This is a genomic window from Muricoccus vinaceus, assembly GCF_042433125.1.
Lineage (GTDB): Bacteria > Pseudomonadota > Alphaproteobacteria > Acetobacterales > Acetobacteraceae > Roseomonas > Roseomonas vinacea.
In genome coordinates this window covers 305,885-321,010 of sequence record NZ_JBHLVZ010000001.1, presented here as the reverse complement: position 1 = coordinate 321,010, position 15,126 = coordinate 305,885, and the positions used below count along the sequence as shown (strand labels likewise).

The 15,126-nt window shown below is 71.5% G+C and carries 12 protein-coding genes and 1 pseudogene; 5 read left to right on the top strand and 8 right to left on the bottom strand.

What is annotated here, in order from left to right; all coding sequences use genetic code 11:
• The first annotated feature begins 95 nt into the window (after window positions 1-95).
• A complete protein-coding gene (locus tag ACFFIC_RS01530) occupies window positions 96-1,385 on the top strand; it encodes a glycosyltransferase family 4 protein (protein WP_377048250.1) in 1,290 nt (429 codons plus the stop codon).
• On the top strand, window positions 1,382-2,389 hold the full coding sequence (locus ACFFIC_RS01525; RefSeq protein ID WP_377048249.1) for a glycosyltransferase family 2 protein: 1,008 nt from the start codon (window positions 1,382-1,384) through the stop codon (window positions 2,387-2,389). Before ACFFIC_RS01530 ends, ACFFIC_RS01525 begins: the two co-directional genes overlap by 4 nt.
• Here ACFFIC_RS01525 and ACFFIC_RS01520 read toward each other — a convergent pair.
• Window positions 2,386-3,360 carry a glycosyltransferase gene (locus tag ACFFIC_RS01520; protein WP_377048248.1) on the bottom strand — a complete coding sequence of 325 codons (975 nt, stop codon included), beginning with the start codon at window positions 3,358-3,360 and terminating at the stop codon, window positions 2,386-2,388. The two genes, ACFFIC_RS01525 and ACFFIC_RS01520, sit on opposite strands and share 4 nt — an antisense overlap.
• A gap of 31 nt (window positions 3,361-3,391) precedes the next feature.
• Window positions 3,392-4,408: a glycosyltransferase family 2 protein gene (locus tag ACFFIC_RS01515; protein ID WP_377048247.1), complete on the bottom strand. Its 1,017-nt coding sequence runs from the start codon at window positions 4,406-4,408 to the stop codon at window positions 3,392-3,394.
• A gap of 384 nt (window positions 4,409-4,792) precedes the next feature.
• On the opposite strand from ACFFIC_RS01515, the gene ACFFIC_RS01510 reads away from it, so the two are divergent.
• On the top strand, window positions 4,793-6,763 hold the full coding sequence (locus ACFFIC_RS01510) for an AsmA family protein (protein ID WP_377048246.1): 1,971 nt from the start codon (window positions 4,793-4,795) through the stop codon (window positions 6,761-6,763).
• Window positions 6,764-6,781: 18 nt separating this feature from the next.
• On the opposite strand, the gene ACFFIC_RS01505 is transcribed toward ACFFIC_RS01510, so the two are convergent.
• The 3 genes and pseudogenes from ACFFIC_RS01505 to ACFFIC_RS01495 form a co-directional block, all read right to left on the bottom strand.
• Window positions 6,782-8,413 (bottom strand): TAXI family TRAP transporter solute-binding subunit, encoded by a 1,632-nt coding sequence (locus ACFFIC_RS01505; RefSeq protein WP_377048245.1) that lies wholly within the window; start codon window positions 8,411-8,413, stop codon window positions 6,782-6,784.
• 74 nt (window positions 8,414-8,487) lie between these two features.
• Window positions 8,488-8,958, bottom strand: a complete 471-nt coding sequence (locus tag ACFFIC_RS01500) for a CoA transferase (protein WP_377048244.1) — start codon at window positions 8,956-8,958, stop codon at window positions 8,488-8,490.
• Between the two features lie 23 nt (window positions 8,959-8,981).
• Window positions 8,982-9,695 (bottom strand): annotated as a pseudogene (locus ACFFIC_RS01495) (Bug family tripartite tricarboxylate transporter substrate binding protein); the annotation flags it as partial.
• Window positions 9,696-9,763: 68 nt separating this feature from the next.
• Between ACFFIC_RS01495 and ACFFIC_RS01490 the strand changes: the two are divergent.
• Complete coding sequence (locus ACFFIC_RS01490) at window positions 9,764-9,967, top strand: hypothetical protein (RefSeq protein WP_377048243.1); 204 nt, start codon at window positions 9,764-9,766, stop codon at window positions 9,965-9,967.
• Window positions 9,943-10,305, top strand: a complete 363-nt coding sequence (locus ACFFIC_RS01485; protein ID WP_377048242.1) for an IclR family transcriptional regulator domain-containing protein — start codon at window positions 9,943-9,945, stop codon at window positions 10,303-10,305. The genes ACFFIC_RS01490 and ACFFIC_RS01485 overlap by 25 nt, the downstream gene beginning before the upstream one ends.
• 7 nt (window positions 10,306-10,312) lie before the next feature.
• Here the strand turns inward: ACFFIC_RS01485 and ACFFIC_RS01480 are convergent, their stop codons facing one another.
• From ACFFIC_RS01480 to ACFFIC_RS01470, 3 genes are read right to left on the bottom strand one after another with little or no spacing between them, the layout of a single operon-like run.
• Window positions 10,313-12,292: an acetyl/propionyl/methylcrotonyl-CoA carboxylase subunit alpha gene (locus ACFFIC_RS01480; RefSeq protein WP_377048241.1), complete on the bottom strand. Its 1,980-nt coding sequence runs from the start codon at window positions 12,290-12,292 to the stop codon at window positions 10,313-10,315.
• A 5-nt stretch (window positions 12,293-12,297) separates the two neighbouring features.
• Window positions 12,298-13,920: a carboxyl transferase domain-containing protein gene (locus ACFFIC_RS01475; RefSeq protein WP_377048240.1), complete on the bottom strand. Its 1,623-nt coding sequence runs from the start codon at window positions 13,918-13,920 to the stop codon at window positions 12,298-12,300.
• Window positions 13,920-15,101, bottom strand: a complete 1,182-nt coding sequence (locus tag ACFFIC_RS01470; protein ID WP_377048239.1) for an isovaleryl-CoA dehydrogenase — start codon at window positions 15,099-15,101, stop codon at window positions 13,920-13,922. The genes ACFFIC_RS01475 and ACFFIC_RS01470 overlap by 1 nt, the downstream gene beginning before the upstream one ends.
• Window positions 15,102-15,126 lie beyond the last annotated feature (25 nt).

Here is a 15,126-nt window from a genome sequence, read left to right as displayed (position 1 = left end):
GATCGGCATCGCCTGGCTCGCGGCCTGGACCGTCAGGCCGGAGCCGCATCGTCGGGACAAGCTGGGCTGGCTCTTCGACATGGCGGGCGAGCCCGATGAGCCAGGATCTGCTGCGGGATCCCGCGCCGCACGGGGGAGCCGTTCCCCGTTCGGCTCCTGGCGGGACCGCGCCGCCAGGACGGCCGCTGCGCCTGCTGACCTTCAGCACGCTCTACCCAAGCGCGGCGCGGCCCAGCCACGGCGTCTTCGTCGAGAACAGGCTGCGGCACCTCGTCGCCGGCGGTGAGGCGGAGGCGACGGTTCTCGCCCCCGTTCCCTGGTTCCCCTCCCGCTCGCCCCGCTTCGGCGACTGGGCGCGCCACGCCGCCGCGCCACGGGCCGAGGAGCGGCACGGACTCGCGGTGCACCACCCGCGCTACGCCGTGATCCCGCGGTTCGGCATGTCGGTGGCGCCCTTCCTCCTCTACCGCGCGGCCGCCAGGGCGCTGTCCCGACTGGTCTCGGAGGGGCTTTCCTTTGACGCGATCGATGCGCACTACCTTTACCCTGACGGCGTGGCGGCGGTCTGGCTTGGCCGGCGCTTCGGAAAGCCGGTGGTGATCACCGCCCGCGGCTCCGACACCAGCCTGCTGCCGCGTCACGCCATTCCGCGCCGACTCATCCAGCAGGTCGCGATCAAGGGCTCCGATGCGCTGATCGCCGTCAGCGCGGGGCTTGCGGAAGGCCTGCACGAGCTGGGCGCTCCGCCGGAGAAGGTGACGGTGCTGCGCAACGGCGTGGACCTGCGCGCCTTCCAGCCGCAGGACCGCGCGGCGGCGCGTGCGGAACTGGGGCTTGGGGAAGGGCGCGTGCTGCTCTCGGTCGGCCTGCTGATCGAGCGCAAGGGCCATCACCACATCATCCCCGCGTTGCGCGACCTGCCCGGCCACACGCTGCTGATCGCGGGGGAGGGACCGGACCGCGCCGCGCTGCTGGCGCTCGCGGCCGAGTGCGGCGTGGCGGAGCGGGTGCGGATGGTGGGGCCGCAGCCGCATGGCCGCCTGCCGACCTTCTACAGCGCGGCGGACGCGCTGGTGCTGGCCTCATCCCGCGAGGGCTGGGCCAATGTGCTGCTGGAATCCATGGCTTGCGGCACACCCGTCGTGGCGAGCCCGGCCTGGGGCAGCCGGGAGGCGGTGTCATCGCCCGCGGCCGGGCTCGTGATCGACACCGTCACGCCGGACGCGATCGCCGAGGGCGTGCGCAGGCTGCTTTCCGCCCCGCCCTCGCGCGAGGCGACGCGCGCCTACGCCGAACGCTTCGGCTGGGACGAGACCACTGCCGGGCAGCTCTCCCTGTTCCGGCGCGTGCTGGCGCGGGGCGTGCCGGGGCGGGCCGGGGCATGAGCGCGCGCCGCATCACCGCCGTTGTTCCTGCCTGGAACCGCGCGGCGCTCCTTCCCGAAACACTCGACCGCATCCTCGGCCAGGAGCGGGCGCCCGACGAGGTCATCGTCGTGGACGATGGCTCCACCGACAGCACCCCGGACCTTCTCGCACGCTACGCCGCGCGCGGGGTGCAGGCCGTCCGGACGGCCAATGCGGGCGACCTCGCGGCGCGCAACGTCGGCCTGCGGGAGGCCAGCGGCACGCTGGTCGCTTTCTGCGACAGCGACGACCTCTGGCACCCCGGCTTCCTGGCCGCGATGGAGGCGCTGTGGGACACGGAACCGGGCCTTCGTGCCGCATACGGCAACTTCCGCATCGTGCGCGAGGGAAGCTGGAGCGAGGCCACGAAGTTCGACGATGCCCCAGCCGGTTTCTGGGAGGGCATGCGCCCCATGCGTGAAGGGGCCATGGTCTTCGACCGCCCGATGGCCGAGCGGCTGGTGCGCTTCCAGCCCTTCTTTCCCTCCGCACTCGTGGTGGACCGGGACTTCCTGCGCGGCGCCGGTGGCTGGGACGAAGGCGTATCCGGCCTCGTCGGGCGCGACTTCGCCACCGCCCTCCGCATCGCCGAGCACGCCCCGCTCGGGATCCTCTGGACCCCGCTGGTGGGCATCCGCAAGCACGGCAGCAACGATTCGGGCGACGTGCTGGCGATGAACCTGGGCGATGCCGAGGTGCTGGACCACGTGCTCCGGACGCGCCCGCCCTTCGCGGCCCATGCCGATGCCTTCCGCGCCAGCGCGGCCGAGCGCCGTCGCGCGGCGCTGGACACCGCCTTCGCCCGTGGGCGCTTCGAGGAGGTGCGCGCCATCGCGCGGCTTATTCCAGCTGGCGCCCTGCCACCCCTGTCGCGTGCCAAGCGCGCGGTCGCCGGGCTGCCGGAGCCGGCGCGTGCGGTGGTCGCGCGCCTCGTGATGGCCGCGGGAACGCTGAAGGGGCGGCTGGCCGCCGCGCGCCGCTAGTCCGGACCGGCGCTCAGCGCCGTCCGGTCCCGGGCGCCGGGGCGGGAGGCATCGGCCCGCCGCTTAGGCCGCGCCCGGTTGATCCAGGCCTCGTGCAGCACGCCACGCCAGAAGTTCAGGTCCCACGCCGCGCGGAAGCGCTCGCGGGCGTTGCCGCGCAGGCGGGCCACCGCCCAGCGGCCGGCGGCCTCGCCCACTTCGCGCAGGATGTGCCGGGGCACGCCGAGGATGGCGACCCGCTCCGGCTCCGGCTCCCAGTAGCCCCGTCCGGCGCGGAAGGCCCGGCCCAGGATCCAGCTGCGCTTCATCTGGAAGGGGCGGATCATGTGCCGCACACGGGCGCGGGCGACGTGCCGGCACCGGGCGCCCTGGGCGGCAAGCTCCTTCGTGAAGGTGGTCTCCGAACCCATCCGATAGGCCATGGTGCCGTCGGGGCCCACCTCCTCATCGAAGCGATGGCCGCCTTCCAGCAGCGCCGAGCGCACCATCATGTTCGGGCCCCAGATCCATTGCGGGTCGCAGGGGCCGTCCTCGCGCTCCACCGTCAGCGAGTAAACAAGCCCGAGGGGCACGAGATCCGTGATCCAGCGAGCGGGCGGACGCGGCCAGCACGGATCGATCCGGCCACCGAAAACACCCGTGTCCGGGAAGTCCGCAGCGGCCTGGCGAAGCTGCAGGAGCCAATCCGGGTCGGGCAGGACGTCGTCATCCGTGAAGACGACGAGGTCGCCCTCCGCCTCCTCGAGCGCCAGATTGAGCGCGGCGTTCTTGCCGGGCCGCGCCTGATGCAGGGCGGTGAGGGGGAGGCGTTGCTGGAAGCCGCGCACCACGGCGGAGGTCCGGTCGGTGCTGCCGTTGTCCACGACCACGAGCTTCCATCCGCCCTCCGGCGGATGGAGGGCGGCGAAGGCGTCCAGCGTTTCCTTCAACCAGCCCGCGCCGTTGCGCGACGCCATGATGACGGTCAGCATGGCACCGCCGGTCGCAGGGAACGGCCCCTGCTCATGCGAGGCCGGGCGTGACCACGGCGTTGCAGTAGCGCCGTGCCGTCTCGTTGCGCCGGCTCGGGTCGCGCGTCATCGCGGCGCGCAGGAAGGTGAGGAGCTGCGGCACCTCGCGCGGATCCATGGACCAAGCGAGCAGCGCACAACGGACGCCGTTGAGCGGCACGCCGTTCGCGAGGCTGTTCACCGCCATGCCCTTGTACTGGCGCACCACGGCCCAGCGCAGCTGCTTGCGATACGGGCGCAGCCGCCGGTCGGAATAGGCGGTTTCCTGGGCCTTGGAGAAGGCGCGGGTCAGGCGCTCCCGCCGGGTCATCATGCTCGCGTGCTGGCGGCGCAGGATGTAGAGCGGCTTCTCGGTGCCCACGATCCGGCGCGCGGCGGCGAGCCGCACCATCAGAAGCCAGTCTTCCCCGTAGAGCAGTGTCTCGTCGAACAGCCCGACCTCCTCCAGCGCCTCCTTTGGCGCGAGAAGGCAGCCAAGGTGCCGCCATCCGGCGATCAGGCCGGGCGCGGCCTGGTCAGGCTCCCAGGCATACCAGTCATCGCGGAGCAGCTGCCCTTCCTCCGAAAGCGGCAGCGGGGAGGCGGTCACGCGCAACTCCCCCGGAAGAAGCTCCTCGAAGGCACCGAGGATGCAATCCCCCGGCCCGGCGGGTGCCGAGAGGCGAACGGCCAGGCTTCCCTCGGGCCAGAGGTCGTCCGCATCGATGAACCCGATCAGCGATCCCCGTGCCGCGCGAATGCCGGCGTTGCGCGTTCCCGCCGGGCCGAGGTTTCGCGGGTTCCGGATGAAGCGGACCCGGGGGTCCGCCGCGATCGCCTCCAGCGCCTCCAGGGTGGCGGGGGCCGTGGTGCCATCATCGACCAGCAGGAGCTCAAGCTCCACCGCCTCCTGCCCCTGCCCCTGCACGGCCTGTGCCCCGCCGGTCTGACTCAGAACGGACGCCGCGGCCGCGCGCAGCATCGATGCGTCGGTGTTGAAGACGGGGCAGATGACACTTACGAGGGGCATACGGCAATCCGGTTCGCTGTGGGGCACCAGGCCTCACCTGTGTGCGTTGCAACAACGCGCGAGCAGGTCAAAAGGCGAAGCTCTTCCTTGCCGCACCGTGGGCGTAAGCACCGGGCCGGCCACGATCCGCCGCGGCCAGGCGCCACCGTCGGTTCACCCGCAGGCCACACCGGAACGGCTTGGCCGCGGCAGGCTTGGAAAGAGCGGATGGGGTCATAGGCCAGGAGGGCGGCCCTGTGTGTCACAGCTGTGTTAACTCGCTGTAATCCGATGCGCCCAGCGCGTGCGGTTTCCGGTCTTCCATCCCGGGAGGAACCCTGGCGCCCAGTCCAAGTTAACGGACTGGGCAATGGTGACAGGCCGATAGCCGGAGGGGAGGGGAGGATGGCAAAGGGCCGCGTGCCGCGCTGGGCGATCTGGACGGGGGTTCCGCTTCTCCTGCTCCTTTTGCTGGTGGTGTTCTGGTCGTGGGATTGGTTCATCCCCCTCGCGGAACGCCGCGCATCGGCCGCTCTCGGGCGTCCCGTGCGGATCGAGCACCTGCATGTCCGCCTGGGCCGCATCACGGAGGTCGCGGCCGAGGGGCTGCGTATCGGAAACCCGGAGGGCTTCCAGGAGGATCCCCCCTTCGCCACGACGGAGCGCGCCTCGCTGAGCCTGGACGTCATGGCTTACTGGCACGACCGCTCCATCGTCATTCCTGCCATCGAGTTGACGCGCCCGGTGGTGGAGGCGATCGCGCGCGAGGACGGACAGACGAACTACGCCTTTGATCTGGGCCAGCCCGCCGGCGACGCGCCACAGCCGGCGGAGGCGAGACCCGGGCCACGCATCGGGTTGCTGCGCATCGTCGAGGGCCGCGCGCATGTGGTCGACCCCCGGCTGAAGGCGGACTTCAACCTCGCCGTCGCCACCCGCGCCGAGGACACGCCTGATCCCCGCATCGTGGTGGATGCCCAAGGGACCTATGCGGGCCAGCCGATCACCGGCACCGCAACGGGCGGCGCCGTGCTGGCGCTGCGGGAAGCGGACCGGCCCTGGCCCGTGGAGATGCAGCTCGAGAACGGGCCGACCCGCGTGAACCTGCGCGGCACCCTGAGCAACCCGCTGGAGCTGCAGGGTGCCGATGTGCGGCTCGATCTGCAGGGACCGGACATGGGGCTGCTCCAGCCCCTCACGGGCGTGCCCATCCCCAAGACGCCGCCTTTCCGGCTCGGCGGGCAGCTCGACTACGTGGATGGCCGCGTACGCTTCCGCGACTTCACCGGGCGGCTCGGCAGCAGCGACCTGTCGGGCACCATCGCCGTGACGACGGCGGGTTCCAAGCCCAGCGTGGAGGCGGAGCTGCATTCGAACCGCGTGGACCTCGCCGATATCGGCGGCTTCATCGGAGAGGAACCGGGCCGCGCCTCCACGCCCGGGCAGACCGCGCAGCAGCGCCGCGAGCAGGCGCGCAACCAGGCGCGCGCGCGCGTGCTGCCGGACGATCCCATCAACTTCCCCAAGCTCGACGCGGCCAACGTCCACATGACCTACCGGGCGGACCGCATCACCGGGCGCAACATGCCGTTCGACACGCTGCGCACCGAGATGGAGCTGAAGGACGGCGCCATCACGCTCCGCCCCGTGGCGCTCGGCGTCGGCACCGGGCAGATCCAGGGCAACATCTCCTTCACGCCCGAGGAGGGCGGCCGCCTGCGGGCGCGGGCGGACATTCAGTTCCAGCGCCTCGACCTGTCGCGGCTGATGCGCGCCACCAATGCCTTCGAGGGGGCTGGCCGGATCAGCGGGCGCGGGCGGATCGAGGGCGCGGGCAAGTCCTTCGCCGATATTCTCGGCCGCGGCACGGGCGAGATCACCCTGGGCATGAGCGGCGGCAACCTTTCGGCGCTGCTGGTCGACCTCTCGGGGCTGAGGCTCGGGAACGCCATCCTCTCCTCGCTTGGCGTGCCCGGGCGGACGGTTGTGCAATGCTTCGTCGGCAACTTCGCCCTTCAGCGCGGCGTGCTCGGCCTCCGCACCGTGATCCTGGATACCGAGGACGTGATCGTGAACGCCACCGGCAGCGTGAACCTCGCCGCGGAGCGCATGGAGGTGCGGCTGCGGAGCGAGTCGAAGCGCTTCACCATCGGGGCCGTGCCGACCTCCATCCTGATCGATGGCAGCTTCCGCGACCCCGATGTGGGGCCCGACATGACGGAACTGGCGGCACGCGGCGGCGTCATCGGCGGGCTTGCCGCGCTGGTCGCCCCGGTGGCGGGCCTGCTGCCCACCATCCAGTTCGGGGTGGGCGAGGACAACCGGTGCGAGTCACTGGTGCGCGGGCGAAGGGGGGGCGAACGGCCGGCGCGGTGACCGGGCGCGAGGCACGGATCAACGCCGCGGGCTGACCCGTGCCCAGATCGCCGGCCCCGCATCCTCCACCGCCGAGACGATCTCCGACCCGCGCCCGGGCAGCGCGGCGAGGAAGTCCCGCCGCACCACAAGCACCGCGTCCACGACCGGCACGGTGACCGATCCGCCCTGCACGAAGCGCCGTCCCTCGGCATTCACGGCGACGCGGGTATCGAGCAGGTTCTCGTAGCTGCCGCTGCGCGCGGTGATCTGCTCGAAGCGGTAGATCGGCTGGCCGTCCGCCAGGCGCATGCCGCGCAGCTCCGGAACGGTGACGCTGACCAGGCGCATGGCCCGCCGCCCGTCGGGCGTGTTGGCCGACATCCGGTTCGCCCCCTGCATGTCGCCGCTGTTCAGCCCGCTGATCCAGAGCATGCAGGTGTCGCGGCTGTCCTTCACGCGGTTCACGGCCACGAGGTTCACCGGGTCGTTCACCCGCTGCACCGCCGCCAGCGCGGGTGCCGCACGGATCAGGGCCCGCCAGGTCTCCGCCGTGCCGCTTCCATCGCCGCCGACGATCAGGCGCGTGCGGCCGTCAAAGGCGCCGGCATTTGTCCAGCCGGAGGCGAGCGGGCAGAGGATATGCGCGTACTCGCCGTAAACCCGCTTGAAGGGATCGAGCCCCGCGACCTGCTGCGGGTGCTCAATGGCGCGCAGTGCCAAAACATCGGCCTGGGAGAAGCCCATCTCGCACTCCCCATCGGCCAGCCGGCGCAGGTTGTCGCCCGAGCCGGCGGTGGTGATCACCTCCAGTTCACCGAGCGCGCCCGCGTGGGCGGCGATCTCCCGCGCGGCGAAGGTGTAGTTGCCGGTGGGGCTGCCCGCGCAGATCCGCGCGCGGGGCCGGGCCGGCGCACGAACCGGCGCGGCGGCGGCTGCGGGAAGGGGGGCGGGAGGGCGCGGTTGGTCGTCGGCCGAGGCATCGGCGACGGGCAGGATGGCCAGGTCCGCGGATGGGAGCGGCGCGGAAGGAGGGCCAGCAACAACCATCGCCTCCTCGCCTCCGGGGGAACGCGGGAGAGGCTCGTCCGGCAGCTCGTCCGGCGGGGCCTGGGCCGGGACCAGGGGCGGCACCCCGGCCGGGATGCCCATATCCTCCGCCAGCGTGATCTCCGGCTCAGGCGCCATGGCCAGGTCAGTGGAAAAGGGGAGTGGCGAGGCGGGCGCGGGTTCTGGCAGCGGCATCAGCCCCGGCAGGGAAAGCGCCTCCGGAAGAAAGGCCGGTGCGGGAGGATCATCCAGCGACGGGAAAGCGGCTCCGCCACCCAGGAACTCCAGCAGTGCGCGCTGCATGGGCCCGGCCGGAGCCGCTTCCGACCCGCGCGGCTCGTGCGGCCATGACACCAGGGTCGGGGCGCCGCCGGGCTCCGGCGCCACGATGCCGGCTGCCGTCGCGGCCGGAGCAAAGCCGGCGACCGGCGCTTCGGCGCGCTCCGGCGGCTGGAAAGGGGAGGGCGAGGCGGCCGCAGGGGATGGGTCCAGCTGCGTGATGCTTCCCAGCATCTGGAACTGCCGCCAGGCGACGGTGGCCGAGGCCGCGAACACCGCGACCGCGGCGGCGCAGGCGAGAAGCAGCACGCGAGGGCGGATCGGAGAGGCTTCGTCTTCCATGGGCTCTTTCCGGGAACGCACGCATTCCTAACCCTCATCACGAGGCCGCGAAAAGAGATTTCGATGATCGGGCGCTAAAAAAAGAAGGCCTCGTCTGGATTTCGGATGGGTGAGCCGCGGGCAGCCGGGGGTCGAGAAGGGTCAGCCGTCCTCCCCGCCGATGATGCCCCGTGCGCGCAGGGAAGAGATGCGCTCCTCCGGATGGCGCAGTCGACCAGCCGCGGGTTGGCCACCATCAGCGCCTCGGCCCCGAGGCCCAGCCGGTCCATCACGCCCGGGCGGAAGTTCTCGATCAGCACGTCCGATGCGCAGGCGAGGCCGCGCAGGATCTCCGCGCCCTCGGGCTGCCTGATGTCCACGACCAGGCTGCGCTTGCCGCGATCGAGGCCCGGGAAGTAATGGCTCTCACCCGCGAGGAAGGGTGCGAAGCCGCGCGTCTCGTCGCCCTTTTCCGGGGGCTCCAGCACGCGCAGCCCCGCCAGTGGATCCTTCCAGGCAGGCCCCGCCTCCGCACCGGCGGCGCGCTGCGGCATCAGGTGGTCCATGCGCGCCATCCTCCGGTCGGGTGTTACTGCGGTGCCAGTCCCAGGCTTCGGACGATCGGGCGATCGCGCCGCATCGGCGCGGCGAGGTCCTCCGGGGGTCCTCCCATCGGGTCGGCGCCGTCATGCACCAGCATCGCCTTGATCGCGGGATCGCCCAGCGCCGTGATGGCGGCGCGGTTCAGCGCCTGCACCACGGCCGCCGGTGTCGCGCGGGGTGCGTACAGGGCGTTCCAGGCCTCCAGCGTCGCGTCCACCCCAGCCTCCTTCAGCGTGGGCATGTTTGACAGCGCCTCGATGCGGTTCGCCGTGGAAACGGCGATGGGCACCACCTGCTCCTGCCGGTTGGGGCCGAGCATGGCGGTGACGGTGTCGATCGAGGCATGCACGTCCCCGCGCAGCATGCCGGTGAGCGCCTGGCCCCTGCCGGTATAGGGAACGGGCAGCAGGTCGGCGCTGCGTCTCTCCCGGATCATCTGCAGCACCGCGCGGGCGGTGGTGCTGGGCAGGCCCACCGCGACCTTCCCGGGCTGCTCGCCCGCCGCCGCGACCAGGTCCGCCACCGAGCGGAACGGCCCGTTGCGCGCCGTGCCCGGCGCCATGCCGAAGCGCAGGATGCCCGCCACCGGCTCGAAATCCCGGACGGGATCGAAGCCGAGGAAGGCGTACATGAACTCGTTTCCGGCATGCGTGCCGTTGGTGCCCCAGAGAAGGGTGTAGCCGTCGGGTTCCGCCCGCGCCGCCGCGGCCGTGGCAGCTTCTGTCCTTCGATCCCGACACCAAGCGCCATGCCCTGGCGAGCGGCCTGGTGGCCCTGGCCCGGGGCATGCTGCGCAAGGATCCGTTCAGCAACCTCGCCCAGCCCGTGCTGGACCGGCTGGCGCGCGAGTACGGCGCGGCGGCGATCGGGGTGGAGGCGACCGGGCTGGACCACATCGTGGCGGTCGCCATCGCGAGGCCGGGGCATGCCCTGCGCCTGAGGTGGATGTGGGAAGCCGCTTTCCCGCACTGATCAGCGCCACGGGCCGCTGCATCGCGGCCTTCGGCGGGCACCCCTCGAAGGAGGTGGAGCGCCGCCTCCACACGCTGCGCCGGGAAGACCCGCCGAGCCTTCCGCAGTGGCGGGCCGACGTGCAGGCCACGAAGGAGAGCGGCTCCGCGGTGGACGACGGCCGCTACATCGCGGGCGTGACGGTGATCGCCGCGCCCGTGATGCCGAGAGGCCGCGTTTCCCACGCGCTGGTCGTGGTGGGCGTCAGCGAACAGCTCCGCCGCATCGGCCTGACAGGGATCGGCACGGCCTTGCGCGGTGAGGCCGCCCGGTTGTCGGAGCGCCTGGAAGAAGGCTGAGGCGGCCTCAGGCCAGCGACACCAGCTCCGCCCCATCCTCCACGAGGTCACCGGGCGCGCAGAGCACGGCCGAGACGATGCCATCCGCAGGGGCGGTGATCCGCATCTGCACCTTCATCGCCTCCAGTACCAGCAGCACCGTACCCCGCGTGACGGCCTGTTCCGGGCGCACCATCACGTCGAGCACCTTGCCCGGCATGGGCGCGAGGATGCGCCCGGCGGCCGCGCCCGCGCCCTCCACCGGCGCGCGCGGGTCCAGGTGGCGCAGCCCATGCGCGGCGCCGTCGATGAACACGGTGATGCGATCGCCACGGCGCAGCGCGCGGGCACGGAGGATGTCCCCGCCCAGGCGCAGCGACACCATGCCGTCCGCCGCCTCGGAGGCGGAAACCTCCATGGGGCCATCCGGCAGGTCCAGCCGGAAGCCGTCGGCACGGAGATGGGCGCGCAGGGTGTGGATGGCCTCGCTATCCTCCAGCACGAAGTCCTGGAAGCCGTCGCCGTTCAGGCGCCAGGCGGTCGGGGCGTTCCAGGGGGAGAAGGGATCGGCCCCGGCCAACGCCACCGGCGGAGACAGGTCCAGCAGGAGCCGCGCGACCGCGGCTGCCAGGGCGGACCGTGGCGCCGGGCCGGGCAACGCCAGCAGGGTGTCCGCGTGGCGGGCGATGAAACCGGTGTCCAGCTCGCCGCGCCGGAAATCCGTGTTGGCGGCGATCGCGCGGAGCAGCGCGAGGTTGGTGGCGGGCCCCGCGACCTCCGTGCCGGCCAGCGCGCGCGAGAGCCGGGCCAGCGCCGCCACGCGGTCCGGCCCGTGGACGATCAGCTTCGCGATCATCGGGTCGTAGTGGATGGTGACCGCATCGCCCTGCCGGATGCCCGTGTCGATCCGCGCGCCGGGCATCTTCTCGGGAAAGCGCAGATGGTCCACGCGCCCGGTGGAGGGCGCGAAATCCCGCGCCGGATCCTCCGCGTAGACCCGCACCTCGATGGCATGGCCGTCGATGCGGAGGGCGTCCTGCGAGAGGGGCAGGGGCTCTCCGGCCGCCACGCGCAACTGCCACTCCACCAGGTCCTGCCCGGTGATCGCCTCCGTCACCGGGTGCTCCACCTGAAGGCGGGTGTTCATCTCCATGAAGGCGAAGGTGTCGCCCTCGGCGATGAACTCGACCGTGCCGGCGCCCACATAGCCGATGGCACGCGCGGCATCGCAGGCAGCGCGGCCCATGGCCTCGCGCCGGGCGGGGTCCATGCCGGGGGCGGGGGCTTCCTCCACCACCTTCTGGTGGCGGCGCTGGATCGAGCAGTCGCGCTCGAACAGGTGCACGGTGTTGCCCTGGCTGTCGGCGAAGACCTGGATCTCGATGTGCCGGGGCCGGGTGAGGTAGCGCTCCAGCAGCACGTGGTCGTCGCCGAAGGCCGAGCGCGCCTCGCCCTTGGCCAGCGCCAGACCTTCCTCCAGCCCTGCCGCGGATTCCACGATCTTCATGCCCTTGCCGCCACCGCCGGCGCTGGCCTTGATCAGCAGGGGGTAGCCGATGCGCTCCGCCGCCGCGCGCAGCGTCGCCGCGGACTGGTCGTCGCCGTGGTAGCCGGGCACGAGCGGCACGCCCGCGCGCTCCATCAGTGCCTTGGCGGCCGATTTCGAGCCCATGGCGCGAATGGCGGAAGCGGGCGGGCCGATGAAGACGATCCCGGCCGCGGCGCAGGCCTCGGCGAATTCCGCGTTCTCCGAAAGGAAGCCGTAGCCGGGATGGATGGCCTCCGCGCCCGAAGCCTTCGCCGCCGCGATGATGGCGTCGATGCGCAGGTAGCTTTCCCGCGCCGGCGCCGGGCCGATCCGGCGGGACTCATCGGCCAGGGCCACGTGCATCGCCTCCGCATCGGCGTCCGAATGCACGGCGACGGTGCGGATGCCCATGCGGCGGGCGGTGCGGATGACGCGGACGGCGATCTCGCCACGGTTGGCGATCAGGATGGTGCTGAACATGCGCGTCACATCCGGAACAGGCCAAAGCCCGGCTTGCGGTCCGACCAGGACTCCACCGGCGCGTTCAGGGAGGCCGAGATGGCCAAGGCCAGCACCGTGCGGGTGTCGGCCGGGTCGATGATCCCGTCGTCCCAGAGCCGCGCCGTGGCGTAGTAGGGATGGCCCTGCGTCTCGTACTGCTCGCGCAGCGGCGCCTTGAAGCGCTCCTCCTCCTCGGCCGGCCAGGTGCCGCCCCTGGCCTCGATGGCGTCGCGGCGCAGCGTGGAAAGAACCGAGGCCGCCTGCTCGCCCCCCATCACGCCGATGCGGGCATTGGGCCACATGAACAGAAAGCGGGGCGAATAGGCGCGGCCGCACATGCCGTAGTTGCCGGCGCCGAAGGAGCCTCCGATCACCACCGTGAACTTCGGCACCGTCGCGGTGGCCACCGCCGTCACCATCTTGGCGCCATCCTTGGCGATGCCGCCGCTCTCGTATTTCCGGCCGACCATGAAGCCCGTGATGTTCTGCAGGAACACCAGCGGAATGCCGCGCTGGCAGCACAGCTCGATGAAGTGCGCTCCCTTCTGCGCGCTTTCCGAAAACAGCACGCCGTTGTTGGCGACGATCCCCACGGGATAGCCGTGCAGCCGCGCGAAGCCCGTCACCAGCGTCGGACCGTAGAGCGGCTTGAACTCGTCGAACTCCGAGGCGTCCACCAGCCGCGCGATCACCTCCCGCACGTCGTAGGGCTCCCGGAGGTCGGCCGGGATCAGCCCGTGGATGCCGGCCGGATCGTGGACCGGCGGGCGGGGCGGCGCGATGTCGAGCGAAGCGGGCTTGCGCGTGTTCAACCCGGCCACGATCCGCCTGGCGATGCCGAGCGCGTGGGCATCGTTCTCGGCCATGTGGTCGGTCACGCCCGAGATACGCGAATGCACCTCCGCGCCGCCGAGGTCCTCGGCCGAGACCACCTCGCCGGTCGCGGCCTTCACGAGCGGTGGGCCGGCGAGGAAAATGGTGCCCTGGTTGCGCACGATGACGCTCTGGTCCGACATGGCCGGCACATAGGCGCCGCCCGCCGTGCAGCTTCCCATCACAACCGCGATCTGCGGGATGCCGCGGGCGGACATGTTCGCCTGGTTGAAGAAGATGCGGCCGAAGTGGTCGCGGTCGGGGAAGACCTCGTCCTGGTTCGGCAGGTTGGCGCCGCCGGAATCCACGAGGTAGATGCAGGGCAGGCGGTTCTGCTCGGCGATCTCCTGCGCGCGCAGGTGCTTCTTCACCGTCAGCGGGAAATAGGTGCCGCCCTTCACCGTTGCGTCGTTCGCCACGACCATGCACTCGCGGCCCGCCACGCGCCCGATGCCGGTGATGAGTCCGGCCGAGGGCACCTCGTCCTTGTAGAAGCCATGCGCGGCGAGCTGCCCGACCTCCAGGAACGGCGAGGCAGGGTCGATCAGCGAGCGCACGCGGTCGCGCGGCAGCAGCTTTCCGCGCGACAGGTGCTTCTCGCGCGCGGCCTCCCCGCCGCCCTGCCGCACGCGGTCGGCCTGCGCGCGAAGATCCTCCACCAGGGCGCGCATCCGCGCCGCGTTCTCCGCGTATTCCGGCGAGCGCGCATCGACCGCCGTGGGAAGGGCCGGCATCAGGCGGTCTCGGCGAAGAGTTCGCGCCCGATCAGCATGCGCCGGATCTCGCTCGTGCCCGCGCCGATCTCATAGAGCTTCGCGTCGCGAAGCAGGCGGCCGGTGGGATAGTCGTTGATGTACCCGTTGCCGCCGAGTGCCTGGATCGCCTCCAGCGCCATCCAGGTGGCCTTCTCCGCGGCGTAAAGGATGGCGCCCGCCGCGTCCTTGCGCGTGGTCTGCCCACGGTCGCAGGCCTTGGCGACGGTGTAGACATAGGACTTGGCCGCCGACATCACCGTGTACATGTCGGCGATCTTGCCCTGCATGAGCTGGAACTCGCCGATCGGCTTGCCGAACTGCCTGCGGTCATGGACATAGGGCAGGACGATATCGAGGCAGCTCTGCATGATGCCCAGTGGCCCGGCCGCCAGCACCGCGCGCTCGTAGTCCAGCCCGCTCATCAGCACGTTCACGCCGCGGCCTTCGCTGCCCAGCACGTTCTCGGCCGGCACCTCGCAATCCTCGAAGACCAGCTCGCAGGTGTTGGAGCCGCGCATGCCCAGCTTGTCGAGCTTCTGCGCGGTGGAGAACCCCTTGAACCCCTTCTCGATCAGGAAGGCGGTGATGCCGCGCGGCCCCGCATCCGGGTCGGTCTTGGCATAAACCACCAGCACGTTCGCATCCGGCCCGTTGGTGATCCAGAACTTGCCGCCGTTGAGGATATAGCGGTCACCCCGCCGCTCCGCCCGCGTGCGCATCCCCACCACGTCCGAACCCGCGCCCGGCTCGCTCATCGCCAGCGCGCCCACATGCTCCCCGGTGATGAGCCGGGGCAGGTAGCGCGCCTTCTGCTCCGCGTTTCCGTTGCGGGCGATCTGGTTCACGCAAAGGTTTGAATGCGCGCCATAGGACAGCCCGACGCTCGCGGAGGCACGGCTCAGCTCCTCCATCGCCACGCAGTGCTCAAGGTAGCCCATGGCGGCGCCACCGTATTCCTCGGGCGCCGTGATGCCGAGCAGGCCGAGATCGCCGAACTTGCGCCAAAGCTCGGCCGGGAACTCGTTGCTCCGGTCGATCTCGGCGGCGCGCGGCGCGATCTCGTCGGCGGCAAAGGCCGCGACCTGGTCGCGAAGCGCGTCGGCCGTCTCGCCGAGATCGTAGTCGAGGCCCCTGAAGCCGCTGCCCAGGCTGTTGCTCATGCCGTTTCCTCTGCCCCGCTCAAGA

Bases quoted from the DNA above. Each gene is read 5' to 3' on its own strand.
- ACFFIC_RS01530 (WP_377048250.1), top strand. From the start codon at position 96: ATGAGCCAGGATCTGCTGCGGGATCCCGCGCCGCACGGGGGAGCCGTT.
- ACFFIC_RS01525 (WP_377048249.1), top strand. From the start codon at position 1,382: ATGAGCGCGCGCCGCATCACCGCCGTTGTTCCTGCCTGGAACCGCGCG.
- ACFFIC_RS01520 (WP_377048248.1), bottom strand. From the start codon at position 3,360: ATGCTGACCGTCATCATGGCGTCGCGCAACGGCGCGGGCTGGTTGAAG.
- ACFFIC_RS01515 (WP_377048247.1), bottom strand. From the start codon at position 4,408: ATGCCCCTCGTAAGTGTCATCTGCCCCGTCTTCAACACCGACGCATCG.
- ACFFIC_RS01510 (WP_377048246.1), top strand. From the start codon at position 4,793: ATGGCAAAGGGCCGCGTGCCGCGCTGGGCGATCTGGACGGGGGTTCCG.
- ACFFIC_RS01505 (WP_377048245.1), bottom strand. From the start codon at position 8,413: ATGGAAGACGAAGCCTCTCCGATCCGCCCTCGCGTGCTGCTTCTCGCC.
- ACFFIC_RS01500 (WP_377048244.1), bottom strand. From the start codon at position 8,958: ATGGACCACCTGATGCCGCAGCGCGCCGCCGGTGCGGAGGCGGGGCCT.
- ACFFIC_RS01480 (WP_377048241.1), bottom strand. From the start codon at position 12,292: ATGTTCAGCACCATCCTGATCGCCAACCGTGGCGAGATCGCCGTCCGC.
- ACFFIC_RS01475 (WP_377048240.1), bottom strand. From the start codon at position 13,920: ATGCCGGCCCTTCCCACGGCGGTCGATGCGCGCTCGCCGGAATACGCG.
- ACFFIC_RS01470 (WP_377048239.1), bottom strand. From the start codon at position 15,101: ATGAGCAACAGCCTGGGCAGCGGCTTCAGGGGCCTCGACTACGATCTC.